Below are 24,124 nucleotides of genomic sequence, written 5' to 3' on the forward strand. Positions count from 1 at the left end.
TTCCGCCTCTGAGTTCTGCAACTCTGATGCGTTTTCCTGCACCGAGTGCGAGTATCTACTGAATGATCACACCTGCCAGTTGAGTGACTTTGTCGCTGACTTGTTGCGGAGCTTGTTCGACAAATTCAACTTCACGGCTATCAACATCCAGTGAGCGCAACTGATGTACCAACACCACACCTTGTGTCGTTGTCCTCTCGAGCGGAACCTCAAGCGCTATTCCGCGTTTAGTGCTGTTGATCGGTGCCACAATGGCAAAGCCGGTATGAGCATTAAACTCTTTGCGTGATATCACCAGAGCGGGTCGACGCTTCATGATTTCGCTACCCGCGCTGGGATTGAAATTCAGTTGCACAATGTCGCCTTTCTCAGGGACGTAACTCATAGCTCGCGACCCTGTGACGGTGAGTCGAGCCACTCCTTATCTTCATCTGTCATAGCCAAGTACTCTTTTGGACTCGCTTCGAGCACCTGGTTGAGTGTCAGTTGATCGCGTATGGGGGTCAGGACGATTCGGTCATCAATAATGCTCAAATCAAGCTTCGAACCGACCTCTAGCCCAAGGCTTTTTACAATCGCTTTGGGGATACTAATTATGTTCGCACCACCGGATTGACGCACTGCAACAGCTGTCATAGATCTCTCCTTCTAGTTATACCAATGTAAAACAATAGAAAGTGTTATACAAAAAGATCACCTTAATAAATTTCAAGTTGTTCGACTGGTTTCTAGCGAATCCGGGCATAAACATTGCTGCGTCGCTACCAATAACCAATCGAATAGTTTTGTGGGAGTTAGGTATTTATGTTTGGTCGAAAGTTCGTCACGGCTGCAGTTCTGCTGGCGGTTACTGTTACAACGCGACAAAACCATGGTGGTAGGAAATGGCCGCCAGGTGGTAAGCCTTTACCGCAATGATAACAAATACGGATATATCACGGTTGCCGCCGGTCGCGAGCCGCGCGTTAATCTGTTTGAGGTGGAAGGGAAAAATAAAGGGGTAGCGCTGGTGCTAAAGGATATTCGCATCTGTTTGGTTGAGGGTGCAGATCGAGCGCCGCGTTGGACGGGGCAGCAGCTGCAACACTCTAACCGCGAACCCGGTAAGTTCGAGTGCTCTGGTCAGACCCGCACTTCACTTTTTCAGCCCTATTCGGGGATGCCGCGAAATCTCGGCTACTACTATGAAGATGGCGACACTGTGCTATTTGATGAAGACCGCCGGCGACTTGAGCGTATTGCGAAGCAGCTGCGTCGGCAGTTCAGGCATACCCAAGTAGGTCCAAGTGCTAAGATTCGGGGCTAGCGAGAGTTCCTCCTCAACGGTCCTCGGTTAATCCTGATGCGCTTCAGAAGCGTATGTATGACCGATTGAGGAGGTATCATGCAGCGATTTTTGAATCGAATACTCAAGAGTGATGAGGAGAAAGAGGCAGAGCGCAAGAAACGCCTGCAGAATCCGCATCATGTTAAGTCAAAACGTCATTGGGATTGGGATACCGGGTATGGTGATTTAGATATTGAATCGACCTCTGACGACGAGCTGATCAACCGCAATAAGAATTAGCTCTCTAGTCTCTGAATAATCTGATCGAGTTTGCGCTCCAGCGCCTGGTTGTGCTCAAGAAGTTCCTGGTTTTGGCGGCGCAGCTCACGGTTCTTAACGCTGGTTTCGGCAAAGCCAAAGAAGCCATTAGCCAGAATCGCACCAATAAAGCCCACCAAACCCACACCGAAATAAAACACTAGGGCGACTAGCGACCGCCCGCCAAGTGTTACAGGATAGAAATCTCCGAACCCAATGGTTGATGCAGACATCTGTAAGGTCCAGAACGCGTCTGCGTAAGTGAGTATATTAGCGCTTTCGCCGCCCTGATGGGTTTCAAACCAGAGCAGGGGCAGGGCAAGTACGGCGATCAAAAGGTACAGCAAGGCAAAAGCTGCTAGGAATAGAAAACCGTTGTGGTAGTTGGTTACGCCAAACTCATCCTGATGTTTCAGTTTTGCTTTAATACGCTCCACCACGACTGTCACTCTCCGTCTCTAAACCGTAATTGGAGCTTGAGATTAACAAATCTAAATCCAGTATCAACTCAAGAGGCGATCTGGCAAGCTCAGTTTTTCGAATAATGAGAAGATACAGTGAACAGTTGGAGCATCTGCAGATGAATACCCGAATCTTAGAAGGCTATGAAATCAGTGATGAGGCGGTTTACGCCTTTGGCGATCTGACTGCAGTTGTTACTTTCGAGAAAGGGGCCATGAAAGATGTGATTGTTGGCTCAACTTATGGTGATTTTTCGGACGCCGCTTTGATGGATGTGCTGACAAATGGCAAGCCGATCGGTGATGTACAGCAATGGCTTGCATATATTCAGCCTGATCTGGATCTTTCGATTGGAGCCGGCGGGAGGCAGGCCATAGATGCGGTGATGCCTGAAGCGGTGCAGACCTTTTCTGGCTCAGACGGTAGCGGTAAAGCCTGGTTGATCGGTTTTGATGGCGAAGCTTTTGCCTTCGCACCTCGGGACAGCTCTGCAGCAGCACACTACGTCTCACTCGATGCATTGAACGTAGTCGATGATATTGCGATCACCTCTCGTCGTATCGATGTAGACAGCTTCGTTGTCAGCGGCCCATCCACGGAGATGCTGAAGTGGCTGCGTGCAAAGCTGGCTGAGACCGCTCGTTAACTTTTATCAACTCCCGACGTTGCAACGAATACCCAGTTCAAAATCGTTCAATGTTGTACGCGCTACGAGCGCGACATGAACTTCATCATCGACTCGTGGCTACGATCAAGCTCAACCTGAATTTGCTGGTCGGTAAACCTACGGCCATCTGATACCGCGCTGATAAAGTGGCTCGATCTCATGCGCTTCTCGCGCTCTTCGTGCAGTTTACGACGGTCAACAATGGTCTTACGTCGCTCTGGCCCCTCATACAGGGAAAAGTGTTTTTTCAGCCACCACTCTTCTGCCTCTTTAAGTCAGGGTGGTCCATATCGATACCGGTATCTATAATCCAAGCGCGCGCGAGAAACGGAGTGACCGCAGATTGGCCATTGGACACGTAGGAAACACCCCAGGGGGTTACCTGAGGCGGAAGGTTTGAGTCGTTACCGCCATCCGTCGTGTCCTTACCTTTACCAGGCGGTTTGGCCGACGCATACGCAATGCCATCCGACTCGATGTAATCAATCATCTGATTTTTTTGAAGGAGTTTCTCCATGGCTTGTCGTGGCGCCTTGATTGAAAAGCCTTTGATAGAGTTCTTATAGACAAATTTGAGTTTGCCTCGTGACTCCGATGCCATGGATCTAGCCAGAGATCTAACATTCCGTTTCTCCACCTCGTCTTTGAGCACGACTATCCAGCTATCGCGAACTTCATCTTCAACGCTCGCTTGAGCATAAATGGATTGAGATTGGATGAGGGCAAGTGAAACGGCTAAAACTTTGAACTTCATGTTTCCTCCAAGTGAATTAGAGGAGGCGGCGACAGGGATCGCTCCTTCGGGCGGGTGCCACAGGCTCGGCCTCAAGCCCTTTTGCTTTCAGTTTAGTCTCATATCGGCTAGATAGTATTAAATGTGAGATATTTTTAGGGTGCGTAAGTTTGTTATATCAGAACGGTCGGATGATCTACTGGCTAATTGTGTTTGCGGGCATTCTTTATGGTGCTGTGCGTCATTACCGCTCGGAGATGCACGGTATCTTGCGTCGCCGCCAACTGCGACAGATTGAGAAGGGGTACCGTCAGGAGATCGCAGTCTGGGAGGCCAAGATCGACGCGCTTAAGCTCAAGCATAAAGAGCTGGACGAGGAGTTAACGGCCAAGGTGCTGGAGCTGGGTGAGCTAAACGAACCTGAAATCAGAGAGGAGCCTAAGCCGCGGCTACTAACTCGACTCAATCCGTTTGCCCAGAGCTCAGGCAAGAAAGACTCAATTTCAAAGTGAACCGTTCATCATGGAAGGGTTTGGAATCAACTCATTGCGTAAAGTTATTAGCTTACAACGTCAAAGCACGGACCGACTTTGAGCGCGAAGTCGCGGGAACTCACGCCTCGAAAGTCGCTTGCTTTGCGACATTTCCGACCGAGTGGGACGCGCCTCAAGCGGTGGGGAACTGGCAGCAGACCACCGAAGTGCACGCCTATCTAATCGTACAGAAGCCCGCTGTTTAGATTCTGATCACATCAGAGTTTTCTGATATACTGCGCGCCGCTTAAATTTCGTGTCAGCGCGTCAAGGGTATTATGGAAAACATCGTCGTATCAGCACTCTACAAATTTGTCACACTCGAGCAGCCAGAGAGCCTGCGCGAACCCCTGTCGGATTTTCTCAATCAGCAGGATATTCGCGGTACGTTGATCCTCGCAAACGAGGGTATTAACGGCACAGTTTCCGGTTCGCGCGAGGCGATTGATGCGCTCTACGACTGGTTCCGCCAACACCCGCCGTTGGATAGCGTCAGCTATAAAGAGTCCTTCTTTAACGAGCAGCCCTTCTACCGCACCAAGGTAAAACTTAAGCGCGAAATCGTTACCATGGGTGTTGAGGGTATCGATCCGCGCAAAGCTGTGGGTACCTATGTGAAACCTAAAGATTGGAACGCCCTGATCTCTGATCCAGAGGTGCTGCTGATCGATACGCGCAACGACTATGAAGTTGATATAGGTACATTCAAAGGTGCCATCAATCCTGTCACTGACACTTTTCGTGAGTTTCCGGATTACGTCAAAGAGCACCTGAACCCTGAGAAGCACAAGAAGGTCGCAATGTTCTGTACCGGCGGTATCCGCTGTGAAAAGTCGACGGCCTTCCTTAAAGAGCAAGGCTTTGATGAGGTGTATCACCTTGAGGGTGGCATTCTGAAGTACCTCGAAGAGGTACCGGCTGACAACTCCAGGTGGGATGGTGAATGTTTCGTCTTTGACAACCGTGTCTCAGTCGGTCACGGCCTTGAGCCGGGTGACTACGAGCTCTGCCATGCTTGTCGTAAACCGCTTTCACCTGAAGATCGTCAGCATCCGCACTTTGAAGAGGGACTCAGCTGTCACCACTGTTATGACACAGTGACAGAGAAGCAGCGTCAGCGCTTTAAAGAGCGTCAGCATCAGCTTGAACTCGCGAAAGAGCGTGGCGAACATCATATCGGTAAAGATGCGCTGAAAGATTTCGAGCAGCGCCGCGCCGAGAAAAGAGCGAAACGCGAAGCGCAGCGCCAAGCTAACCAAAAGTAACAAGGTACACCCAGCTAATCTGATGTACGAGCGATGCACGGCAAAGCCCTGTTTCGCGACCGGTATCAGCAGTTAAAGCTCAAACTCCCGCTGAAAAAAGTCGATCGCCTCGCGCACTTTGCGCGGGGTGTAGTTGCGCGAGACGCGTACCGCGTAGACTGACTCTCGCCTTACCGGGCACCCCTGCAATATTTCGAGCAGATCACCCTGTTCCAGAGCCCTAGTCACAATAAAACGGGGCAGGGCGACAACTCCTACTCCTTGCTTTGCGGCTTCACAAAGAGCTTCGCCGTTATTAACGCTTAGTCGTCCTCGAGTCTCCACCGGATTAGCAGCGGTTCCCCACTCGCTGGCGCGACTAATAAGGCTGTAGTGCAGGCATTGATGATCGTTTAAGTCTTGAAGGTCCTGTGGCTCGCCATTCTGCTTCAGGTAGCAAGGCGAGGCGAAGTAGCCGAAGCTAATCTCACCGAGTTTCGTGGCGATCAGTGAGGAGTCGCTTAGAGTTCCTATACGCAGCGCGAGATCAATACCGTTGGATAAGAGATCGGTCTGTGTATCTTCCAGGCGCAGATCGATACTGAGGTCGGGCTGCTCAGCCAGCAGCTTGGGGATCAGTGGCGAGAGTATTTCGAGGCCGAAGCTCATTGGGGCTGCTAGCTTTAACTCACCCGTCACAAGACTGCTGCTTTGTGAAACTCGATCATGCGCCTCTTCCAGCGCATCGAAGATATTATCGATATCCTGATAGTAGCGCTCGCCGGCTTCAGTCAGGTTGACTCTGCGGGTCGTGCGCTGAAACAGTCGAACCCCTAAATCATCCTCTAGCGCCGACACTTTTCGGCTGATAGAGGCAGATGTGGTATCGAGTCGGTCGGCTGCTTGAACGAAACTTCCGGTTTCAACCACCGCCTTGAAAGCGGCCATCGTCAGACTATAACAATATAAAATATCCCAAATGATCGTATGAGTGAGTGAATAAGCGTTTTTAGGTTTAGTAAACATACTAATCTAAAATCCTAAAAGTTAGCTGAAAGAAACCATGGCGTGACTTCTGTTCATGTAGTAGCACGCAAAAAAATCACCCCACTTTTGCGTCCACTCGGTTTTCAAAGCGGACCTTTCTGGACGTTCAGTTAAGCTCAAGCTCTTTTTTAAACAAAAGCGAACATTCGTAGCGCCTCTTCACGTGCAGCATTAGCATTCAACGCCTCTGGGGGAGAAAGCTTTTCAAACATGGTGTGCCAGCAGGCCCAGTACTTCAGCACCATCGAGCCAACACTTACCGATCTGAAGCCGGGGTACGCGGAAGCCAAAGTACCTTTCAGTAGATTCCGCATGTGATGACGGTGAATTATCTGGCCAAGGCCAAAACAGACCTGCGTGCGATTGCAGACGGAGACGGTATTGATTGGGAAGCAGCCGGTGAAAAAGTGGTACCGGTTTCAATGATCGATGAGGATGGGCAGACAGTATTTACTGCCCAGATCACGATGAATGTGCGCGGTGTCTTTATTCATAAGCTCAAGCCTGATGGCCACGGGCCAGAATGTATAAGAAATATTATCAATAAGTCGCTGAGAATATGGTATTAATGCCCGCAACACGCATATCGAAGGTAATATTTACATGCAAGATATTGGGGTATCCGTCAGTGGGCTGGTGGGGCTAATTATTACCAGCTCGATACTCATTGCTGTACCTGGCCCAAGCATCATGCTTTTTATCGGGCAAGTTATTATGAAGGGCAGAAGTCATGCATTGCGTGGCGTGATCGGTAATGCAATTGGCATGTTAAGCATTGCGATACTTCTTTCTTTTGGACTTGGCCCTCTTATATTGAAATCCGATTTTGCTTTGCCTGCTATCCGAATGCTGGGTGCGGTCGCCTTGCTGCTTATCGGCATAGGGTATCTTGTAGCCTCAAAAGCGGCGAGTCCGGCTGCAACTGACCGGCCAGCAAAGAGAAAGTCACCGCTCACTGCGGGAGTGATAGTGGGTATCACCAACCCCAAGGCATTGATCATGTTCGGAACCATAGTTCCAAGCTTCCTCAGCGGCAATCTTGCGAGCCCCACGAACGTCCTGATCATGTACTCGATGATACCTATCCTATTGGGTATTGCGATCGATAGCGTGTGGGTTGTCGTTGCTCACAGCTTAAGCTCCCGCCTTTTTTCCAACGCAGACAGTGTGAGAATAGTAAACCGTATCGGAGGAGGCTTAATTATTCTGATGGCCCTTATGTTGGCACGCGAAGCTGTTTCTGGTTTTTTGTCAATCAACAGGTGGCCGGCACCGTGGGCGTGACCGAACTGGGGGAAGCTTTCGCTATTTTTTGAAAAACTGAGTGTGCCGTGGAACAGAACCGGGCCGCTGTTTTTCCCTCCGGTAGTGATCACGGGTATTCCGTATCTGAAGATAATCGATGTCTGGTGGCCGGTTTACCCCGGCAAATGAATCAGCGGAAGTGGCGATTGGGGTTTGACGGTCTGGATCGCAAAGTTGCTTCGAATGTCCCGAACCCCAGGTAACTTGAGCAGCGTATTGCTCAAAAACTCCTTGTAGGCGCGAAGATCGGGCACCACAACCTGCAACAGGAAATCCGACTCCCCGGACACCAGGTGAGCCATCACCACTTCCGGCATAACACTCACCGCCTCGCAAAAAGCCTCGGCTTCCTTTTCCTGATGACGCTCCACTTTGATGCCAACGAATACGGTTAGCCCCAAACCCACTTTTTCCTGATCCAGGATGGCGCTGTAGCCCTTGATCACTCCGGATTCTTCAAGCAGCCGCACCCTGCGTGAGCAAGGCGACGGGGACAGGTCTATCCCCTCGGCCAGATCCGTGTTGGGCGCGCGGCCATCCGTCTGCAGTGCCTCCAGAAGCTTTCGATCAAATCGGTCTAACTTATGGGTTGGCATTAGAATCTCCATATAAGAATAAAATTAGCGAATAGCACCAATTTTATATTCTTTTGTGGCTGATAACGCAACCATGCGCTAAACAACGGACGGTATAATCAAGGCTTTAATACCGGCAAGAGACATGACCCGTGGCTGACCTTCTACTGTTCCTGACTGCGCTCGTTGCGATTTACCTTACGCCAGGACCGGACATGTTCCTGGTGCTCGGCACCTCCGTGAGCAGTGGCCCCAGAAACGCCATGGCCGTCGCTGTGGGCCTTGCCATTGCCCGGGGCTGCCATGTCCTGCTGGCGGCGGTGGGGCTTGCAACTCTGTTTGCGACTCATCCCTGGACCTACCACACGGTACGATTACTGGGCGCGGCCTATCTGCTCTACCTGGGTTGGCAATTCTTCCGGACAGGTCATTCTCTCCCTGATCAACCCCAGTCAGCGGCAGGTACTCTGCCATCCGTGGGATATCTGGCTGATTTCCAAAGAGGGCTGGCAACCAACCTGCTCAACCCCAAATCCCTGATCTTCTGCTCTGTACTGCTTCCGCAGTTCATCCACCCGGACCTCTCAGGCATTGCCGGACAGTTCGCCATACTGGCACTGATTCTGGTGTTGACCGGACTGGTCTTTGATTTTACCTACGCAGTTCTGGGGCGGGCACTCTCGGCAGCTACCAGCGGCAACGCCCGATACCACAGAGTCCAGAACAACCTCTTTGGCTGTCTGCTGACAGGCATCGGGCTGAAGGTTGCGCTGGGTTGATGCAGCGAAAGCGCCTGGCTATCACACCCTGCATGGGGAAGTGTATACTTGTGCCAGCTTAAGGCATCTGTACTGGTCCGCTCTAACGTTAGAGAAGAAATTGGGAGCGACACCGGGCCTTTTTGCGGGCTCCGCATACTCTAACCAATTTGTAATCCCAACAAATGGTTAGAAACATGCAAAAGCCTCACGTATTCCTCCTGTTACTCATACTCGGAACGGCCTTCTGGGGAGTGTCGTTCTCTTTCGTCAAAGTCGGTGTGGCAGACGGCTCACCTTATGTCTTCCTGACCTATAAATTTGCCCTGGCAGCAATAGTCCTCTCAGTACTGTTCGCGAAAAGATTCAACCGCCTGAACCGGAAAACCATTGTCGCCGGCGCGTTGATTGGACTTCCGTTGCTCTTGGGGAACGTGTTTCAGACTATTGGGCTACAACACACCAGTGTCACCAACACCGCATTTATCACCGGCCTGGATGTTCTTCTGATTCCGCTATTTAAGTGGGGCTTATTCCGAAAGCCAGTGCAAAACCGCATATGGATTTCCTGCTCAATTGCACTTTTCGGGCTTTATTTGATAGTCGCGCAATACGGTTTACACCTGAATGTTGGCGATCTATGGACGATGGCCTGTGCAGTGTTCTTTGCTTGCTATGTAATGACTGTAGGGTATTTCTCACATCGATGTGACGCAATGCTGACAGTGACAATTGCGATGACGGTATGCAGTCTCGGCAGTGGTCTCGCGGCACTGTTCGATAAGCAAGCAGTATGGATGCCTTCAGATACGCACTTTTGGGAGGGGGTTATGTTTGCGGGCCTGCTTGGTACTGCTTACATGTATGGCATACAAAGCTCCGCGCAAAGGTATCTTGAAGAAGAGAAAGTAGCATTAACCTATCTTTGCGAGCCTGTTTTCGCAGCCCTCGCCGGCATGATCATGCTCGGGGAGCCTCTCAGTCTTCGGACCATGGCTGGCGGGGGGTTGATCTTGATCGCGCTGGTAGTAGCAGAACTTGATTTCAAGCGCCTGCAACCGCGAGATGCTTAACGGATCAGGGATCATGCCTCTTGAGTTTGGCAGACTGGGTTAACGTCATTACCGCAGTGGCATTCCCGAACACTGGGACTGTCAGGCATTCTCACCAAACGTTTTGCGCCAAACCCGAGGGCTTACATGGTGACGCTGCTTGAAGTGCTGCCGGAACGACGTTGCTGTATGGAAGCCGATTCTTTCCGCGATGGCTTCCACCGAAAGTGATGTGCTTTCCAGCAGCTCACGTCCTTGCCGCAGCCGCTCACCGATCAACCACTCTATCACCGTCATGCCGGTTGCCTTCTGAAAATGGCGCGTGAAAGTGCGCCGGCTCATGGCGGTGCGGGTGGCCAGCTCATCGATGCTGTGGGTTTCGGCCAGATGTTCCCGCAAGTAATCCAGTAGGCGGTTGATGTGGGCATCCTGGGTGGAAATCGCGACCGGCTGTTCGATGAACTGGGCCTGGCCACCTTCCCGGTGGGGTGGGACCACCATCAGACGGGCAATGGTGTTGGCCGTCTTCGCGCCGTAATACTCCCGTACCAGAAACAGGCAGCAATCCAGCCCGGCGGCGGTTCCTGCGGACGTAACCAGCCGGTCATCTTCTACATAGAGGGCGTTGGTATCCAGGTTCACCTTCGGAAACCGCTGTAGGAAGTCCTGTTCTGCCAGCCAGTGGGTCGAGGCTCTCTTGTTATCCAGCAAACCCGCATAAGCCAGCGCATAGGTGCCGTAGCAAAGGCCCACCACATGTGCGCCCCGCTCATGGCAGCGGAAAAGGGCTTCAGACAACTCAGGGGGTGGTGGTTCGTTCAGATCATGCCAGCCGGGTACCAACGCAATATCAACCGCATCCAATAGTTCCAGCCCGCCATCCGGCTGCACGGTCATGGCCCGCTCGGACTCTAGGGATTTTCCGTCCGGGGTGATAATCAGCAACTCGAACAAGGGGCCCTCAGGCAGGGCAATGCTGAACACCATGTAAGGAACGGAAAAGTGGAAGGGGCTGAATTGTGGATGAAGAACAAGCCCGACTCTGGGTAGTGCCACGGTGTCACTCCTGGGGTTCATTTAACCTGATGATAACTGCTTGGCCCGATTCTTTCGATCATTGTCTTTCAGGTCAATATTGCTAGTGATCAGATCTCCGTAGACTTATTCCATCAACGAACACCCTGTTGGAGGATGAATACCATGTTGATTAAAACCTTCGCTGGCGCTCTGGTGCTGGCTTCGACTGTTTTCGCTGGCGCTGCTTTCGCCGAATCTGGCACTCAGGCATCCAGCCACCAGATACAGCAAATCCGTAATGCCACCATTAAAGTCACATACGGAGAGACTACCTTTCTGATCGACCCCATGCTGGCGGAGCAGGGCGCTTATCCGGGCTTCCCGAACACGTACCGTAGTGAGCTGCGGAACCCTCTGGTTGGCTTGCCCATGGCGGCAGAGGACGTGATCGAGGGTGCCGATGCGGTGATTGTGACCCATACCCACCTGGACCATTGGGACGATGCCGCCCAGAAGTTGTTACCAAAAGAGCTTCCCCTGTTTGTGCAGAATGTGGCGGATGCCGAGATGATCCGTTCACAAGGCTTCCAGGATGTACGTATCCTCGATGGCCAAGCGGAGTTTGGCGGCGTGACACTCCACAAAACCGGCGGGCAGCACGGCTCCGATACCCTCTATGCCATTCCCGAGCTGGCCAAGGCGCTCGGTGAAGTAATGGGCGTGGTTTTTGAAGCCGAGGGGCGAGAAATCACGTACGTGGTCGGCGATACCGTGTGGCGTGATGAGGTGGTGCAGTCGCTGGAGCGCTTCCAGCCGGATGTTGTTGTACTGAATGCCGGCGCTGCGGAGTTTACCGGCTTTGAGGGCGACCCGATCATCATGGGCAAAGAAGATACCCTGCGCGTACATCGAGTTTTACCGGATGCGGACATTGTCGCCGTGCACATGGATGCGGTGAACCATATGACCCTGAGCCGCGAGGAGCTGGCAGAGTTTGTAGAGAACGAGGGTATTGCCCATCAGGTTTTGATCCCGGCGGATGGTGAGAGTCTTTCTTTCTGACCAGAACACACCTGAAATAAATGACCAAATGAGGAACCGTCTAATGAGTAAACGAGCCGTTATTGTTGTCGATATCCAGAATGAGTATTTTGCCTCCGGCAAACTGCCACTGGTGAATATTGAACAGGCAGCCGCCAAGGCGGCACAAGTGATCGACGCAGCGCGTCAGAACAAAGACCTATTGGTGCATGTTCACCACGAGTTTCCGGATCCGAATGGGCCTGTGTTCACACCTGGCTCAGACGGCGTCAAGATCCACAAATCTGTGGCACCGAAAGGCGATGAGCCGGTTATTCTGAAGAACTACCCCAACTCATTCCTGAAAACCAACCTGAAAGAGCTGCTGGACTCCAACGATATTGAGGAAGTGGTGGTGATCGGTGCCATGAGCCACATGTGCATCGAAGCCACCAGCCGCGCCGCTTCAGACTTTGGCTACAAGGTCACTGTGCTGGAAGATGCCTGCGCCACGATGGACTTGGAGTTCAACGGTGTGACCGTGCCTGCGGCACAGGTTCATGCCACGGCCATGGCGGCTCTTGAGTTTGCCTATGCGAGTGTCCAGTCCACCCGGAATTACCTGTGAAGATCCTGCTCTTCGTGTCTGTCGGGCGGTTGCTATCGTAAACTGAGGCCGACCGGCTAGAAACATTTCAGCCGGTCGTTTCAATGGTATCGTTCTGCCTGGATCTATTGCTGGACGACCTCATTTGTGGGGTGCAGATTCCAAAAATCTGAATGTCCGCTTTGCGACCCCAGTGCTTTCTGGATTTGACGAAACATGCCAACCACTCAGAGCGATCTGAGTTTGTAGTGCACCTTCAGGATGACAATCTGGGATGCCTATTATTGCTCCTCATGGGAAAGATTTTTCGTCGAATGACACTCAATCGCCAGCCAGGCCTGTAAATCGTTGGTAGCCCAGTCTCTGGCAAGCGGCATTTGAATTAGCATATGGGCACTAATCGGCCTCTGTTCTGATAGGCTGGCTTTAAAGGGTAAGACATCCGTCATGTTCCATGATTTCGGAGGATTCATCATGTTTTCGGGCCTCAGCGCATTTCCTTTAACCCCTATGAGTGAGCAAGGTATAGACGAGGCGGCATTTGTTCGATTGATCGAACAGCTCGTTACCGCCAACGTTGATTCAATAGGCGTGTTGGGCTCGACTGGAAACTATGCCTATCTGACCATGGACGAGCGTGCACGTGTCGTAAGACTTGCCATTGAACACGCAGGGGATGTCCCTGTGATGGTAGGTATCGGTGCGCTGCGCACGCGCGATGTACTTACGCTGGCCGAGGATGCCGAGGTAGCTGGTGCCTCCGGGGTACTGCTGGCGCCAATGTCCTATCAGAAACTGCTTCCAGATGAAGTTTTCGGGCTCTATGAAACAGTAACGCACGCACTATCGCTTCCGCTTTGTGTCTACGACAATCCTGGTACCACGCAGTTTGTTTTCAGCGACGAGCTTCACGGACAAATTGCGCATCTCCCGAACGTGGCGTCGATCAAGATTCCCGGAGTGCCTGAAGACCCTATTGAAGCAATGGCGCGGGTTGAAAGGCTTCGTGCACACATTCCATCAACCGTCACTGTGGGGGTGAGTGGAGATGCCTTCGCCGCGACTGGCCTGAATGCCGGCTGTGATGCCTGGTATTCTGTGATCGGGGGCGTGTTTCCCGCCGCAGCACTTGCGATTACGCGCGCAGCTCAGGCCGGGAACGCGCAGGAAGCGACACGGTTATCGAAACGATTACAGCCCTTATGGGAATTGTTCAACGAATCTGGAGGAAGCCTGCGGGTTGTCGCAGCTGCTGCGGAATTGCAGGGACTTGCTGAGTCTCCGTGTTTACCGCTGCCGCTCAAAACCCTTGGTAAAGAGGGGCGTCGACGACTGGCGAACTTGATTGATGAGCTGGATTTATCGTGACGCAAATGTCGCTCCACGACGGTCAATACAACGGGGTAAAAGCGGAGGGTTTTGAGTGGATTGGGGACTTTTAATCACTTTCGCTACAACCTTCGCGTCAATCCTGGCTCTGCCTGGGCCGAACGCTGCATTTGCCGTAGGACAGTCCCTTAGGTATGGCGCACGGAAGTCGCTGGCAGTCGCCGTAGGTTTTATGTTGGCAACCTGCGTCCACGGGATACTCGTGTTATCCGGACTGGGCGTACTGATACAACGCTTTGCAGGTGCATTGGTATTGCTGAAGTGGTGTGGGGTTGCTTATTTGGTGTATCTCGCCATAAAGGCGTTCAGGTCCGGGGTAAATATTGTAACTGTTTCCTCTCAGACAATGACCGTAAGCAAAATGATGCTAAGTGCAATGGCAGTCTCATTGACAAATCCTAAAGCACTGCTGGCGAGTCTGATGATCTACCCGCTATTCATCACGTCTTCCGGCGCTTATATCTCTCAAGCGGTAGCATTGGTGGCAGTCGCAATGGCGATTTCTTTTTCCATATACGCAACCTACATAGTGGGAGCATCCAAGTTGGGCAAGCATTTGCGGAGGAGCGAATGGGCCAATAAGATCGTCGCGTCGTTCTATTTGGGTGCAGCTGGTGTGTTGGCTTCCAAATCAACATAACTCAAAGCGGGCCCTTCGGCCTTTGATCTGAATGTCCGCTTTGCGACCTCAGCGTGCTTAATCTCCCGGAATCTCGGCGACAAAAAAGGTCCGCTTCTTATCAAAAAACGGACGTAGCCTCGATTTCAATTGAGGGCTCTGCCCTCTCGCCGCAAGCGGCGATTCGCCCGAGGTATTTAAGGACCAGCGATTTTATCGCCGGATTCTGGCGCACGGCGCTCTCTCCGATACCGATAGCGTTGGCGACTTCGCCACGGTTTAGCTGGCCCCGAAAGACGATTTGCTTTAAATCGTCATCGGTTTTCGTAGCGGCCCAACGCTGAAAGGCAACAAGGTTTTCGCGAGCTTTTTCTTGTCCGTTAGTCATTCCCGATACTCAACGCTTTTTCAAGGGCATCCACAAAACCGTTTCTGAGGACAACCTTGCCGTTTTGGTCCTTGATGCTGCCGCGTTCTGTTTTAGTCCAGCCCTTTAATTTAAGGGACTCCTCAGAGATGGCGTCTCTCAATGCATCAATCTCGTGACTCAACAGGCTCGGTAACCTCGATTCAGATTTGTCTTCAGCACCCGCTCGGTAGTCAATTTCCAATTTCTTGATCGATGCAAACCTTTTATTTTCGGCCCTCAATTTACGGACCTTCGAAATCAGGTCGAGTATGAGGAAGCGGTGAGTTTTATTGCTTACCTCATCAACCCAATCGTACTCGCCCGAGGGCGTGGTCTGTGCTTTGATCGCTTTCTTTTTCTGGTCTCCAAGCGCCTGCCAAGCCTCAATGACCGCTCTATAATGTTCTCCGGTTTTGTTTCGGATGGTCTGCTCGCTAGGAGCGCCACGACTGGCCCCAAGCTTCGCAATCGTTGAGATTCTGAAATCAACCGAGCCTGACTCATGATGTTCCTTGCAAACGGCGTGAAGGGCCTCCAGGGACTTCCTGGAACGAGAATTTTTCAGTTGGCCCAGTATGGCCTCGTAGACTTCGTTCGGTTCACTCATTGCAGCTCTCGATTTCTAGCGGGAATTTCAAAGACCCGTTCATGGCTGACTCGATCTCTTGGCGCACATCACCTAGCTGTAGTGGTTCGGCGAGATCTTCCAAGGTGATTTGCCCATTGATCAACTGGTCAGCGACGTGCCAGTTATTCTGTGTCACTTGCATAATCAGCCGGACGACCTGATTGGCAGCTTTGAGCTGCTGATCCTCGGTCAACCGAAATATCGCGGGTGCAATCCCATTGGTGTCCGCCAATTTGTCGAGCATCTGACTGAGCAGGGGGCGTGCTCTGGAGGCACTGGCGCTCTCGTAAATCTCAGCGTTGGCACAGACCTCAGCGAGCAACCGAAATTCGCTGCTTTGCTCCTCCAAATGCATCTCCATTTCCACGTAATTGCCGCTGACGATCAGCTGGTGCTGGCCTGTCTCGGAGGTCTTCAGCAGTTCGGTAGATTGAGAAATCAGGCGGTATAAGTGCTGGAGATCCGTGAGAAGCATGTCGAGCTTTTTGGCTTTTTCCTCATACGCCGAGGTGATCTTTTTCAGCGTTCGCTCTTTACCAAAAAACTGTCCCGAAGACTCGGCATCGTACCGCTCGTCATCGAGCATCTGCCTTTTTTCTTCGAGTTCGTGGTATTCATTGCGGGTGACATTGATTTCCAGAATGATTTCGTTGGCAATGGCCGACAAACCGCCCAGAAACGCCGGGCCGGTAATGAAGAAGCGGCACTGGGGACAATTTCGAGTCCCAAGGTAGCCATTGGGCACGGGCGCGTACTGTGCTTCAACCTTCCGCTCAACCAGTGCCATGCCACCTTCGTCACACTTGTTGCCGCTCATGGGGCAGATTCCGAAACTCATAAGTTGGAAGGCTCCAGAGGGCCAATTAGGTGTCAGACACTGATCCATGATGCTTCGGTCTGTGGCGATTAATTCCGGACGCGCCTCTTCGATTTTCTTCTGGAGGATGAGGTCTTCGTAACGATAATGACTCTGCTCAAGTGCCCGTTTTTCAGCCGCCGCCATCTCCAGCCGCATTTTGCTGGCTCCTACCTTTGTGTAGTAAATCGTCATCACCAGAGAGGAATGACCAACCAGCTTTGAAATCACGGCTATGGGCGCTCTGCCGTCGACAATGTAGGCAGTGATAAGGCTGACGCGGAGAGCATGAGGTGTAAATTGGCTCTTGTAATCCACGCTGCTCTTTTTTTCGATTTTCTCAGCGAGGTCCGCGCCTGGCCTCTGACTATGGAACAACAGAGCAGGCAGGGTTCGTGTAAACGCGGTTGTCGTACGCATGGGCGACGCCTTCTCATCACAGGCGTGTGAGGCCGGGTCGCGGAACAGGAACGATTGTTTACCGCGCCTTTTGAGGATGTCTTTGTGTATCCTTTGCTGCGGGTTGATTTGCGTCCACAGTGTCAGTTCTTCGATTGGGTTGTATTTGGATTGCCACTCCCGAAGCTGGATAATCCAATACGCCAGATCTTCCGGCATGAACGGAATATCGTAGCCGCCCAATTTCTTTCCGGTTTTGTTCGTCGTGATGTAGGCGCTCAACTCACCGTCATTGTTCCCTTTCTGAATAAAGCCCTTATTCCGCTTTCGGGTCGCAAGCGGACTTGGATTTTCGATCCAGTGAACCTTCCCATCACGCCATAACGGAACGAATTCATCTCCCTCTCCGCTGTCGAGCCAACAGATTTGCTGTCCTCGCAACGGAATGGATAGCAATGTGTAGTTTGCGACAATTTTTACGGGCGACCATAACTCGTGCATCTCTTCAAAATAGCGCTTGCGACCTCGCTTCCGCTCTTTTTTGACCACTCGATAAATGCAGTTTGGGTCATTGTCATCAATTAACTGTGGATCAACCCCGAACCAGCAGTCTTCGAGGAAGGGATGCAATTGATAGAGATCGCGAAACGACGTCGCCTCTAGCGGAATCAGATGCTGCTTGGCTCGTACAATGGCATCCATGGGCAATGGAGGCTTGTCTGATTCACTGCGCTTGTAACTGGGTAACTGATCTAACAAACCCTTGAGAACGGTTCTAAGAGGATTGCGGTAGCCGGGCAGAACTATCAACTCACCGTTCTCGTCCTCGTCAGAGCAATAAGTCTCCAAAATCCACTCGAAAAAAGCGGAACAGGCGTTATGCCGTGGTTTTTTTACAGTATCTGCGGTGACATTTATGAAGTTTTCGTACGCTCGCTCATCAAACGGGATATCCCTTGACAGCATGGCTCCCGGGTCGTCAACCAAGCCCAGCTTGTCCACGTAAAATCTAAGGAGTGCTCTCAAATGTGAGTATTTGTTGGATTGGCCTGTACCAGCCTCTACATAACACTGAATGGCTTTCCAAAACTCGGGGTATTTGCTGGTCAGTTCTCGATTAATGGCGTTTTCGTTGCCCAGGAAGTGAGGCCAAGATATCCAATGTTCGGAATAAGTTTTATTCGGCTGCGATGGCAACTTCGGGTCTTTTTCGTAGCCCCTGAAGTATTCCGCACCTGTTTTTAACCCCAAGCATTGAGCGGCTTCGGACGCCTCGGCGAGCGTCGCGTACCTCTTAACGGGGCGCTCAATGCCAAGGTAGCTGTACCAATCATCCCAATCTTCGGCATAGAAGTCGAAGGGACTTACTGTCAGCTTCGGGTCTTGTTTGTAGCCCTCGTAGAATTCCTTCTGTGTTTTGAATCCCAAGCGCTGGGCTGCTTCGGACGCCTCGGCGAGCGTCGCGTACTTTTCTTTGGGACGCTCATTGCCAAGAAAACTGTACCAATCAGCCCAATTTCTGCGATACATTCCGTCGGGATGGCGTGGCAGCTTCGGGTCTTGTTTGTAGCCCTTAAAGTATTCTGTGGACGTTTTGAATCCCAAGCGCTGAGCGGCTTCGGACGCCTCGGCGAGCGTTGCGTACTTCCCATCGGGGCGTCCAGTGCCAAGGAAGTTGTACCAACTACTCCAATCTTCGGCATAAAAGTCGTTGGGAGAACCTGGCAGCTTCGGGTCTTTTTGGTAGTCCTCATAGTATTCCGCCTGTGTTTTTAACCCCAAGCGTTGAGCGGCTTCGGACGCCTCGGCGACAGTGGCGTGCTTCTCACTGGGGCGTTCAGTGCCAAGGAAGCTATACCAATCATCCCAATCTTCGGCATAGAAAACAGAGGGTTGTGATGGCAGCTTCGGGTCTTTTTGGTAGTCCTCATAGTATTCCTGCTGCGTTTTGAACCCCAGGCGCTGAGCGGCTTCGGACGCCTCGGCAAGCGCCGCGTACCTCTCGGGGCGCTCAACGCCAAGAAAGCTATACCAATCATCCCACTCTCCGGCATAACTTCGTTGGGGATTCGATGGCAACTTCGGGTCTTTTTGGTAGCCCTCATGGTATTCGGTGCGTGTTTTGAAGCCCAATCGCTGAGCGACTTCGGACGCCTCGGCGAGCGTCACGTATTTTTCTCTAGGGCGCTCATTGCGAAGGAAGTTGGGCCAATCAGCCCAATCTTCGGCATAGTGTTTGTCGGGAGCTGCTGGCAGCTTCAGGTCTTTTTTGTAGCCCTTGTTGTATTCATCTCTTATTTCGAATCCCAAGCGTTGAGCGGCCTCGGACGCCTCGGCGACAGTGGCGTACTTCTCACCGGGGTGTTCAGTGCCAAGGAAGCTATACCAATCATCCCAATCTCCGGCATAGAGTTGGTTGGGATTTGCTGGCAGCTTCGGATCTTGTTTGTAGCCCTTCTTGTATTCCGGCTGCGTTTTGAATTCCAAGCGCTGAGCGGCTTCTGAGGCTTCGGCGAGCGTGGCGTACTTAGTCGCCATGAGTGAGTCCTTTCTTGATTGGAGAAATTAAGCCGTGCTCGGGCGACAATCTGCTCAAATGCGCACGCATCTGCTTATCAGTGAGTTCGGTGTAGACCTGCTGACTTTCTATCGATTTATGGTGTAGGGCGTTTTTAATGATCAGAGAATCAGCGTTTGCATCAGCCAGAGCTTGCCCATACGAGTGTCGGTGGGCGTGTGCTGTCGTTCCCGCTTCTTTTGAAAACGGTAAACCAATTCTCTCAACGGCTCTTTTAAGCGATTGGTTATAGCCTTTGATTGAGTGCGGAGCGCCTGATTGCGTCGTGAATGCAAACGGATGTTTACCGCCATCGGGGTATCGCTGGTAGGTCAGGTAAAGCCGCCAAAGGTCGTTAAAGGTTTCACCAGCACTTCTTGGAAACCACCAAACCTGAAGAAAGTGGCGACTTTCATTGTCCTCTTTGGGCGCTTTCCAACCTGCATGCAGCGTATGGGATTTCGAATATTCAAATCGCGGTTGCATCCCATACTTGTTGAGCAACTCTTCGCGCCTGCTGGGGCCGTTTGGACGGGGCCGCCCTTTATCGGGATGAAAAATTTTGACCAGTGCGGTTCCGTCCTCCCACGGCACGACATCTTCTACCCAAAGGTGAAAGCACTCGCTGAGCCTGAGTCCGCCGTAATGCATCAGCATGGTAATGAGCACATTCTTCAGGTCCAGGCGCTCATAAACTACGTCGCTCGTTTCAAAGCCATATCGCGTAAGGCCATTCCACAAGAGGTCGTCAATTCGTCCAGGAGGAAAGCTTTTCTTACCCTCATTGCCGTTAGAACGCGACACCGTCCTGGGCATAACCTTCCGGAAATAAGCAGGGGCTGGTTTGTTAGCCCAAAGGTGGGAAAGAAAAGCCCGCCGTTTCTTTTGGTAGAAGGCTGCGAGGCCCATCCACTCCTCGTAACGAGTCGGTTTCACCGTTGGGTTTATCTGAAGCTTTTTCTCTTCATACTGCTCAGAGAGCCAGTCTGTGTATTGTGTTATCAGGCTGATTAGAAAGTTCGCGTCCTTATCCTCGCGTGGTTTCCACCGCAGCCAACTCGGATCGCTACCGTCCTCGCCAATCGTTCCGGTGTAGAGGCTGTTTGAAAACTCCTGAAACAGTTGGTGAGGAGTTTCAAAGCAGTCTTTATTCTGATTCGTGTAATCGATGAGGAGTCGAACCGCAAACGCGCTCCTGTCTTTCCAGCTCCGAGATTTGTATCGATGAACGATCAAATAATCCAAATAACTTTTCAGCAAACCATCTTGGGTGACGATCACCGGAAGACTTATCTTCGTCCCCGTGTTGTCTACTTTGATATTTGCCTCTATACAGACGCTGTTCAGCACGCAATTTCCAATTGGTAAAATAGTATGTTCGTAATTCCACTATATATGCATGTATGCTCAAGAAAAACCAGATTTCGATTTCTGGCATAGGTTTTTGATGCTTTTTAGGATATTTTTTCTATTCCACTAATCAGTAAACGAATACTCTTTCATAATTTGTAATTATTAATTGCATGATTCGATATTTATTACATATTTATAATCAATGACACTGGGTCCATCAAGCTAAGTGGAGGTTTTAGCCATGTTGAAAGTCAGAGCAGCAAATGAACGGGGCCATTTTCAGAACGCGTGGCTCAACAGCTATCACAGCTTTTCATTCGGGGAGTACTACGATCCAGCCCACATGGGTGTCTCTACCTTGCGCGTGATCAATGAGGACAGTGTAACGCCCGGTGCCGGTTTTCCGACGCACGGACACCGCGATATGGAGATTGTTAGCTACGTCCTTGAAGGCGAACTGTCACACAAAGACAGCATGGGCAATGGCAGCGTTATTCGCCCGGGCGATGTGCAGCGCATGTCGGCAGGTACTGGTGTCTCGCACTCTGAGTACAACCCATCAAACAGCTCAGGCACGCGATTCCTGCAGATATGGTTGCTACCCACGGAGCGAGGCATTGCACCGGGTTATGCGCAAAAACACTTTACCGAGGCCGAGCGCAGCGGGCGGTTAAAGTTATTGGTTTCGCCTGATGGTCGCGAGGACTCGATCTCGGCCAATAGCGATGCGCTGATGTATGGATCGATTTTGAGTGCAGAGGAGCAAGCAAGCTACACCTTAGCGGCTGGCCGCCAGGGCTATGTGCAGATTGCCCGGGGTCGCGCGCTGGTGAATGGCATTCCCGTTGAAGCGGGTGATGGTGTCACTATTCGGTCAGAGGATGAGATACACCTCGGCACAGACTCCACAGCCGAAGTTTTGCTGTTTGATCTGCCCGCTTAAAAGTAGGTTTAAATCTTTTCTAGCGGGCGGTGCGTAAAGCCTGGAAAGTCCAACTGCGGAGTGAGCTTTAATGGCTGAGAAACAGAAAAACGTGATGGGAGAGGATCTGGACCAGTGCGGTTGCGACCCGATGACTGGTTACTTTCGTGATGGCTGCTGCAATACCGATGCCTATGATCGTGGTTCACACACCGTTTGTGCGATTCTTACCGACGAGTTTCTTCAGTTCTCATTGAGTCGCGGTAATGACCTGATTACCCCTCGGCCGGAGTATGACTTCCCGGGACTAAAGGCTGGCGACTCATGGTGCCTCTGCGCCTCGCGTTGGCTTGAGGCGGAGGCTTTCCACTGTGCGCCGCCGGTAAAGCTGAGCTCCACAAATATCGCTGCGTTGGAACGAGTCGATCTAGAGATGCTCAAGCGATACTCGCATGAACAGATGCACTAGCCAGAGTTTGGTGGTCGCTAAGGAGAGACGGTCACTTCCACAGAGATGTCGTCTCCCTCTCCAAAGCCTTCCTTGGTTCGAACTGGCGCCTTGAGTGGGAGGATAAACGAGCCCGACTTCTTATCGGGGAAAATGGAGGTTTTCCAGCGGCTGGAGCCTATCTGCACCTGAACCGGAATGCTGCCAAAGCCGCGTCTTAATGGAAAAAAGAAGCGAATCTGCTCGGCGGTCTCGATGGGCAGGGTGACGAAGAACCAAGAGGCTTTCTGCGACTCCCAGCGCCAGACTTCGCCAGTGAATTCAAAGCCGTGTGCCTCGTGCGAAGAGCTCGTTTGCATTTCATGCGTTCCTGTCTTTGCAACCTAGTTAAATGAGTAGGTAGGGGCCGCTGTAGTTGAGTTGTATAAGCCCATCATTTGCGGTGCCAAAGTTGCTAGCCTCTGTTGGCGGTTGCCTGGGGCAGGGTGGGTACTTAGAAACTCGGGCGGAGCACCTTTGCTATTAGCGCCCATTTTCCGCCAGAGAGTTCCAGCAGCGCTCGGGTTGTAACCGGCGCGCGCAGCCAACTCCATGCCAAGACGATCGGCCTCAAGCTCGCCTGTACGACTGTTGGGCAGCGTAATCGCGACTGCAGCGGCCAAAGGTGCGCCTGTAAGCGCAAGATTGCGGTATTCACTGTTCTCGGTTGCAACACTCAGTGCCACCATCCCGAGTTGAGTCGCCATCGCCACAGACATTCGCTCCGCCGTGTGATTGGCCAACGCATGAGAGACCTCATGTCCAATCACCTGAGCCAGTTCATCATCGGTTGGATTTAGCTTCTCAATCAAGCCCGTATAGATTGCCATGCGACCGCCCGCCATACACCAGGCGTTTACAGTCTCCGGGTCATCAATAACGCTGATACTCCAATCCCAGTTACGGGTGTTGGGAAAGCGCTCGATCGCTTGATAGACAATACGCCCCGCGATCGTCTGTACCCGCTTAACCAACTCTGCGTCAGTGTCTACTTTGCCTTCCTCTTTGAGTGGGGCCAACATCTGGGTATAGGCCGCTTTGGAGGCGTTGATAGCCTGCGAGGGTGAGACCAGCATCAGCTGGCTGCGACCGGTGGGGCTGGTACTGCAAGCGCTGAGCATCGCAGCTAGCGAGAGTGTTAAGCCAAGCTTGGAAAATTTTGTCATTGAAGGGCTCTCGGGCGAACTTAATTCCAACGAATGTTAAACCACCAGTAACACCTCTGTCTGCGCCGGATCCTGCTCAAAGCGCATACTGACCTTTTGCTGCTGTTCGCTACTCATACGGTTAAATAAAAAGTCGCGCGTATTGCCGGGGTGACCCTCGAGGTAGAGCTGGCTGGTGAGCAGCTCAAACCCTTGGTCGATCACTTTCACGTGAATATGCGGTGTGCGGCCCGGGTAGGGCACCGGCTTGATGGTTCTAAACGTAAAGCGCCCTTCAGCATTCGTGCGTGCGCGGCCAAACCCTTGAAAGCCTGCATCGCGGGGCTCGGCGCGGCGATCTGCGGTGTGCAGGTATCGTCCCGTTGCGTCGCACTGCCAGATCTCCACAAACGCGTTGGCAATAGCGTCCCCATCGCTGTCTACCAGCTTACCGTTCAGCTGAATAACTTCACCACCGGCAGCCTTTACCGCACCTTCAATTTTTACCAAATCATTATCGACATCATCGAATCGCATTGAAGAGATGGGATAGAAGGGGCCCTCCATCGCTGGGGGTGTGGGTGCAAGCGCATGGGCAACGGGCGCCAGCGGTAGCAGGGCCGCAGCGGTTAGCAGGGAGCGGCGTCTTGTGTTGATCTTCGACATTTAAAAACCTCCTGTCACTGTTTCCTACTGCTACGTCGGTTTCGCCAGTTGGATTTCAGTTTAGCCGGATAGCTCAGATTTGACCTATA

The 24,124-nt window shown here is 51.9% G+C and carries 31 protein-coding genes; 16 read left to right on the plus strand and 15 right to left on the minus strand.

The window, feature by feature from the left end; translation table 11 throughout:
- Window positions 1-55 precede the first annotated feature (55 nt).
- Together AC1WNR_RS06320 and AC1WNR_RS06325 are read right to left on the minus strand one after the other, a co-directional pair.
- On the minus strand, window positions 56-385 hold the full coding sequence (locus AC1WNR_RS06320) for a type II toxin-antitoxin system PemK/MazF family toxin (RefSeq protein WP_481643676.1): 330 nt from the start codon (window positions 383-385) through the stop codon (window positions 56-58).
- A complete protein-coding gene (locus AC1WNR_RS06325) occupies window positions 382-636 on the minus strand; it encodes an AbrB/MazE/SpoVT family DNA-binding domain-containing protein (RefSeq protein ID WP_481643677.1) in 255 nt (84 codons plus the stop codon). The genes AC1WNR_RS06320 and AC1WNR_RS06325 overlap by 4 nt, the downstream gene beginning before the upstream one ends.
- A gap of 235 nt (window positions 637-871) precedes the next feature.
- Here AC1WNR_RS06325 and AC1WNR_RS06330 point away from each other — a divergent pair, with 235 nt between their 5' ends.
- Entirely contained in the window at window positions 872-1,306 is a 435-nt protein-coding gene (locus AC1WNR_RS06330) for a hypothetical protein (protein WP_481643678.1), read from the plus strand.
- A gap of 78 nt (window positions 1,307-1,384) precedes the next feature.
- Window positions 1,385-1,567, plus strand: a complete 183-nt coding sequence (locus AC1WNR_RS06335; protein WP_481643679.1) for a hypothetical protein — start codon at window positions 1,385-1,387, stop codon at window positions 1,565-1,567.
- Here AC1WNR_RS06335 and AC1WNR_RS06340 read toward each other — a convergent pair.
- Window positions 1,564-2,022, minus strand: a complete 459-nt coding sequence (locus AC1WNR_RS06340) for an ion channel (protein ID WP_481643680.1) — start codon at window positions 2,020-2,022, stop codon at window positions 1,564-1,566. The genes AC1WNR_RS06335 and AC1WNR_RS06340 overlap by 4 nt on opposite strands.
- A gap of 143 nt (window positions 2,023-2,165) precedes the next feature.
- Between AC1WNR_RS06340 and AC1WNR_RS06345 the strand changes: the two genes are divergently transcribed.
- On the plus strand, window positions 2,166-2,693 hold the full coding sequence (locus AC1WNR_RS06345) for a hypothetical protein (protein ID WP_481643681.1): 528 nt from the start codon (window positions 2,166-2,168) through the stop codon (window positions 2,691-2,693).
- 268 nt (window positions 2,694-2,961) lie between these two features.
- On the opposite strand, the gene AC1WNR_RS06350 is transcribed toward AC1WNR_RS06345, so the two are convergent.
- Complete coding sequence (locus tag AC1WNR_RS06350) at window positions 2,962-3,468, minus strand: hypothetical protein (RefSeq protein ID WP_481643682.1); 507 nt, start codon at window positions 3,466-3,468, stop codon at window positions 2,962-2,964.
- Between the two features lie 170 nt (window positions 3,469-3,638).
- Here AC1WNR_RS06350 and AC1WNR_RS06355 point away from each other — a divergent pair, with 170 nt between their 5' ends.
- The 3 genes from AC1WNR_RS06355 to trhO all read left to right on the plus strand — a co-directional run bounded on the left by AC1WNR_RS06355 (window position 3,639) and on the right by trhO (window position 5,245).
- A complete protein-coding gene (locus tag AC1WNR_RS06355; protein ID WP_481643683.1) occupies window positions 3,639-3,959 on the plus strand; it encodes a hypothetical protein in 321 nt (106 codons plus the stop codon).
- Window positions 3,956-4,186, plus strand: coding sequence for a hypothetical protein (locus AC1WNR_RS06360; protein ID WP_481643684.1), 231 nt, complete (start codon window positions 3,956-3,958; stop codon window positions 4,184-4,186). Before AC1WNR_RS06355 ends, AC1WNR_RS06360 begins: the two co-directional genes overlap by 4 nt.
- Before the next feature lie 72 nt (window positions 4,187-4,258).
- Window positions 4,259-5,245: an oxygen-dependent tRNA uridine(34) hydroxylase TrhO gene (gene trhO / locus AC1WNR_RS06365; RefSeq protein ID WP_481643685.1), complete on the plus strand. Its 987-nt coding sequence runs from the start codon at window positions 4,259-4,261 to the stop codon at window positions 5,243-5,245.
- Window positions 5,246-5,317: 72 nt separating this feature from the next.
- Here trhO and AC1WNR_RS06370 read toward each other — a convergent pair whose 3' ends face one another.
- Window positions 5,318-6,172: a LysR family transcriptional regulator gene (locus AC1WNR_RS06370; RefSeq protein ID WP_481643686.1), complete on the minus strand. Its 855-nt coding sequence runs from the start codon at window positions 6,170-6,172 to the stop codon at window positions 5,318-5,320.
- A gap of 227 nt (window positions 6,173-6,399) precedes the next feature.
- Entirely contained in the window at window positions 6,400-6,585 is a 186-nt protein-coding gene (locus AC1WNR_RS06375; RefSeq protein WP_481643687.1) for a hypothetical protein, read from the minus strand.
- A gap of 3 nt (window positions 6,586-6,588) precedes the next feature.
- Between AC1WNR_RS06375 and AC1WNR_RS06380 the strand changes: the two genes are divergently transcribed.
- On the plus strand, window positions 6,589-6,840 hold the full coding sequence (locus AC1WNR_RS06380; protein ID WP_481645368.1) for a DUF4442 domain-containing protein: 252 nt from the start codon (window positions 6,589-6,591) through the stop codon (window positions 6,838-6,840).
- 34 nt (window positions 6,841-6,874) lie between these two features.
- Window positions 6,875-7,555, plus strand: a complete 681-nt coding sequence (locus AC1WNR_RS06385; protein WP_174805067.1) for a LysE family translocator — start codon at window positions 6,875-6,877, stop codon at window positions 7,553-7,555.
- A 134-nt stretch (window positions 7,556-7,689) separates the two neighbouring features.
- Here the strand turns inward: AC1WNR_RS06385 and AC1WNR_RS06390 are convergent, their stop codons facing one another.
- Window positions 7,690-8,172, minus strand: coding sequence for an Lrp/AsnC family transcriptional regulator (locus AC1WNR_RS06390; protein ID WP_481643688.1), 483 nt, complete (start codon window positions 8,170-8,172; stop codon window positions 7,690-7,692).
- Window positions 8,173-8,303: 131 nt separating this feature from the next.
- On the opposite strand from AC1WNR_RS06390, the gene AC1WNR_RS06395 reads away from it, so the two are divergent.
- Together AC1WNR_RS06395 and AC1WNR_RS06400 are read left to right on the plus strand one after the other, a co-directional pair.
- Entirely contained in the window at window positions 8,304-8,930 is a 627-nt protein-coding gene (locus AC1WNR_RS06395; RefSeq protein WP_481643689.1) for a LysE family translocator, read from the plus strand.
- Between the two features lie 176 nt (window positions 8,931-9,106).
- Window positions 9,107-9,982 (plus strand): DMT family transporter, encoded by an 876-nt coding sequence (locus AC1WNR_RS06400; RefSeq protein ID WP_481643690.1) that lies wholly within the window; start codon window positions 9,107-9,109, stop codon window positions 9,980-9,982.
- A gap of 81 nt (window positions 9,983-10,063) precedes the next feature.
- Here AC1WNR_RS06400 and AC1WNR_RS06405 read toward each other — a convergent pair whose 3' ends face one another.
- Entirely contained in the window at window positions 10,064-11,017 is a 954-nt protein-coding gene (locus AC1WNR_RS06405) for a GlxA family transcriptional regulator (protein ID WP_481643691.1), read from the minus strand.
- 144 nt (window positions 11,018-11,161) lie between these two features.
- Here AC1WNR_RS06405 and AC1WNR_RS06410 point away from each other — a divergent pair, with 144 nt between their 5' ends.
- From AC1WNR_RS06410 to AC1WNR_RS06425, 4 genes are all read left to right on the plus strand, one after another.
- Window positions 11,162-12,040: an MBL fold metallo-hydrolase gene (locus AC1WNR_RS06410; RefSeq protein WP_481643692.1), complete on the plus strand. Its 879-nt coding sequence runs from the start codon at window positions 11,162-11,164 to the stop codon at window positions 12,038-12,040.
- A 43-nt stretch (window positions 12,041-12,083) separates the two neighbouring features.
- A complete protein-coding gene (locus tag AC1WNR_RS06415) occupies window positions 12,084-12,626 on the plus strand; it encodes a cysteine hydrolase family protein (protein WP_481643693.1) in 543 nt (180 codons plus the stop codon).
- Window positions 12,627-13,079: 453 nt separating this feature from the next.
- Window positions 13,080-13,973 carry a dihydrodipicolinate synthase family protein gene (locus tag AC1WNR_RS06420; protein WP_481645369.1) on the plus strand — a complete coding sequence of 298 codons (894 nt, stop codon included), beginning with the start codon at window positions 13,080-13,082 and terminating at the stop codon, window positions 13,971-13,973.
- Window positions 13,974-14,028: 55 nt separating this feature from the next.
- Window positions 14,029-14,634: a LysE family translocator gene (locus AC1WNR_RS06425; protein WP_322853759.1), complete on the plus strand. Its 606-nt coding sequence runs from the start codon at window positions 14,029-14,031 to the stop codon at window positions 14,632-14,634.
- Window positions 14,635-14,734: 100 nt separating this feature from the next.
- Here the strand turns inward: AC1WNR_RS06425 and AC1WNR_RS06430 are convergent, their stop codons facing one another.
- From AC1WNR_RS06430 to gmtY, 4 genes are read right to left on the minus strand one after another with little or no spacing between them, the layout of a single operon-like run.
- Window positions 14,735-15,001, minus strand: a complete 267-nt coding sequence (locus AC1WNR_RS06430) for a hypothetical protein (RefSeq protein ID WP_011783462.1) — start codon at window positions 14,999-15,001, stop codon at window positions 14,735-14,737.
- The gene (gmtX, locus tag AC1WNR_RS06435; protein WP_011783463.1) at window positions 14,994-15,629 is read right to left on the minus strand and encodes a gamma-mobile-trio protein GmtX; all 636 of its coding nucleotides are present in this window, start codon (window positions 15,627-15,629) and stop codon (window positions 14,994-14,996) included. The genes AC1WNR_RS06430 and gmtX overlap by 8 nt, the downstream gene beginning before the upstream one ends.
- Window positions 15,622-19,443: a gamma-mobile-trio integrase GmtZ gene (gene gmtZ / locus AC1WNR_RS06440; RefSeq protein ID WP_481643694.1), complete on the minus strand. Its 3,822-nt coding sequence runs from the start codon at window positions 19,441-19,443 to the stop codon at window positions 15,622-15,624. The genes gmtX and gmtZ overlap by 8 nt, the downstream gene beginning before the upstream one ends.
- Complete coding sequence (gene gmtY, locus AC1WNR_RS06445; RefSeq protein WP_011783465.1) at window positions 19,433-20,812, minus strand: gamma-mobile-trio recombinase GmtY; 1,380 nt, start codon at window positions 20,810-20,812, stop codon at window positions 19,433-19,435. The genes gmtZ and gmtY overlap by 11 nt, the downstream gene beginning before the upstream one ends.
- A gap of 244 nt (window positions 20,813-21,056) precedes the next feature.
- Here gmtY and AC1WNR_RS06450 point away from each other — a divergent pair, with 244 nt between their 5' ends.
- The gene (locus AC1WNR_RS06450) at window positions 21,057-21,758 is read left to right on the plus strand and encodes a pirin family protein (protein WP_481643695.1); all 702 of its coding nucleotides are present in this window, start codon (window positions 21,057-21,059) and stop codon (window positions 21,756-21,758) included.
- A gap of 70 nt (window positions 21,759-21,828) precedes the next feature.
- Entirely contained in the window at window positions 21,829-22,206 is a 378-nt protein-coding gene (locus AC1WNR_RS06455; RefSeq protein WP_481643696.1) for a DUF2237 family protein, read from the plus strand.
- A gap of 17 nt (window positions 22,207-22,223) precedes the next feature.
- Here AC1WNR_RS06455 and AC1WNR_RS06460 read toward each other — a convergent pair whose 3' ends face one another.
- From AC1WNR_RS06460 to AC1WNR_RS06470, 3 genes are read right to left on the minus strand one after another with little or no spacing between them, the layout of a single operon-like run.
- Window positions 22,224-22,544, minus strand: coding sequence for a DUF1905 domain-containing protein (locus AC1WNR_RS06460; RefSeq protein WP_481643697.1), 321 nt, complete (start codon window positions 22,542-22,544; stop codon window positions 22,224-22,226).
- Window positions 22,545-22,568: 24 nt separating this feature from the next.
- Window positions 22,569-23,390: a M48 family metallopeptidase gene (locus tag AC1WNR_RS06465; RefSeq protein WP_481643698.1), complete on the minus strand. Its 822-nt coding sequence runs from the start codon at window positions 23,388-23,390 to the stop codon at window positions 22,569-22,571.
- A 36-nt stretch (window positions 23,391-23,426) separates the two neighbouring features.
- Entirely contained in the window at window positions 23,427-24,035 is a 609-nt protein-coding gene (locus AC1WNR_RS06470; RefSeq protein WP_481643699.1) for a dioxygenase family protein, read from the minus strand.
- Between the last annotated feature and the right edge of the window lie 89 nt (window positions 24,036-24,124).

It is taken from the genome of Marinobacterium marisflavi (assembly GCF_982447095.1).

Coding starts and splice junctions, on each gene's coding strand:
- AC1WNR_RS06345 (WP_481643681.1), top strand. CDS start 2,166: ATGAATACCCGAATCTTAGAAGGCTATGAAATCAGTGATGAGGCGGTT.
- AC1WNR_RS06420 (WP_481645369.1), top strand. CDS start 13,080: ATGTTTTCGGGCCTCAGCGCATTTCCTTTAACCCCTATGAGTGAGCAA.
- AC1WNR_RS06375 (WP_481643687.1), bottom strand. CDS start 6,585: ATGCGGAATCTACTGAAAGGTACTTTGGCTTCCGCGTACCCCGGCTTC.
- AC1WNR_RS06410 (WP_481643692.1), top strand. CDS start 11,162: ATGTTGATTAAAACCTTCGCTGGCGCTCTGGTGCTGGCTTCGACTGTT.
- AC1WNR_RS06470 (WP_481643699.1), bottom strand. CDS start 24,035: ATGTCGAAGATCAACACAAGACGCCGCTCCCTGCTAACCGCTGCGGCC.
- AC1WNR_RS06355 (WP_481643683.1), top strand. CDS start 3,639: ATGATCTACTGGCTAATTGTGTTTGCGGGCATTCTTTATGGTGCTGTG.
- gmtX (WP_011783463.1), bottom strand. CDS start 15,629: ATGAGTGAACCGAACGAAGTCTACGAGGCCATACTGGGCCAACTGAAA.
- AC1WNR_RS06465 (WP_481643698.1), bottom strand. CDS start 23,390: ATGACAAAATTTTCCAAGCTTGGCTTAACACTCTCGCTAGCTGCGATG.
- AC1WNR_RS06450 (WP_481643695.1), top strand. CDS start 21,057: ATGTTGAAAGTCAGAGCAGCAAATGAACGGGGCCATTTTCAGAACGCG.
- AC1WNR_RS06380 (WP_481645368.1), top strand. CDS start 6,589: ATGACGGTGAATTATCTGGCCAAGGCCAAAACAGACCTGCGTGCGATT.
- AC1WNR_RS06350 (WP_481643682.1), bottom strand. CDS start 3,468: ATGAAGTTCAAAGTTTTAGCCGTTTCACTTGCCCTCATCCAATCTCAA.
- AC1WNR_RS06320 (WP_481643676.1), bottom strand. CDS start 385: ATGAGTTACGTCCCTGAGAAAGGCGACATTGTGCAACTGAATTTCAAT.
- AC1WNR_RS06325 (WP_481643677.1), bottom strand. CDS start 636: ATGACAGCTGTTGCAGTGCGTCAATCCGGTGGTGCGAACATAATTAGT.
- AC1WNR_RS06415 (WP_481643693.1), top strand. CDS start 12,084: ATGAGTAAACGAGCCGTTATTGTTGTCGATATCCAGAATGAGTATTTT.
- AC1WNR_RS06335 (WP_481643679.1), top strand. CDS start 1,385: ATGCAGCGATTTTTGAATCGAATACTCAAGAGTGATGAGGAGAAAGAG.
- AC1WNR_RS06460 (WP_481643697.1), bottom strand. CDS start 22,544: ATGCAAACGAGCTCTTCGCACGAGGCACACGGCTTTGAATTCACTGGC.
- AC1WNR_RS06400 (WP_481643690.1), top strand. CDS start 9,107: ATGCAAAAGCCTCACGTATTCCTCCTGTTACTCATACTCGGAACGGCC.
- AC1WNR_RS06330 (WP_481643678.1), top strand. CDS start 872: ATGGTGGTAGGAAATGGCCGCCAGGTGGTAAGCCTTTACCGCAATGAT.
- AC1WNR_RS06370 (WP_481643686.1), bottom strand. CDS start 6,172: ATGGCCGCTTTCAAGGCGGTGGTTGAAACCGGAAGTTTCGTTCAAGCA.
- trhO (WP_481643685.1), top strand. CDS start 4,259: ATGGAAAACATCGTCGTATCAGCACTCTACAAATTTGTCACACTCGAG.
- AC1WNR_RS06430 (WP_011783462.1), bottom strand. CDS start 15,001: ATGACTAACGGACAAGAAAAAGCTCGCGAAAACCTTGTTGCCTTTCAG.
- gmtZ (WP_481643694.1), bottom strand. CDS start 19,443: ATGGCGACTAAGTACGCCACGCTCGCCGAAGCCTCAGAAGCCGCTCAG.
- AC1WNR_RS06455 (WP_481643696.1), top strand. CDS start 21,829: ATGGCTGAGAAACAGAAAAACGTGATGGGAGAGGATCTGGACCAGTGC.
- AC1WNR_RS06385 (WP_174805067.1), top strand. CDS start 6,875: ATGCAAGATATTGGGGTATCCGTCAGTGGGCTGGTGGGGCTAATTATT.
- AC1WNR_RS06390 (WP_481643688.1), bottom strand. CDS start 8,172: ATGCCAACCCATAAGTTAGACCGATTTGATCGAAAGCTTCTGGAGGCA.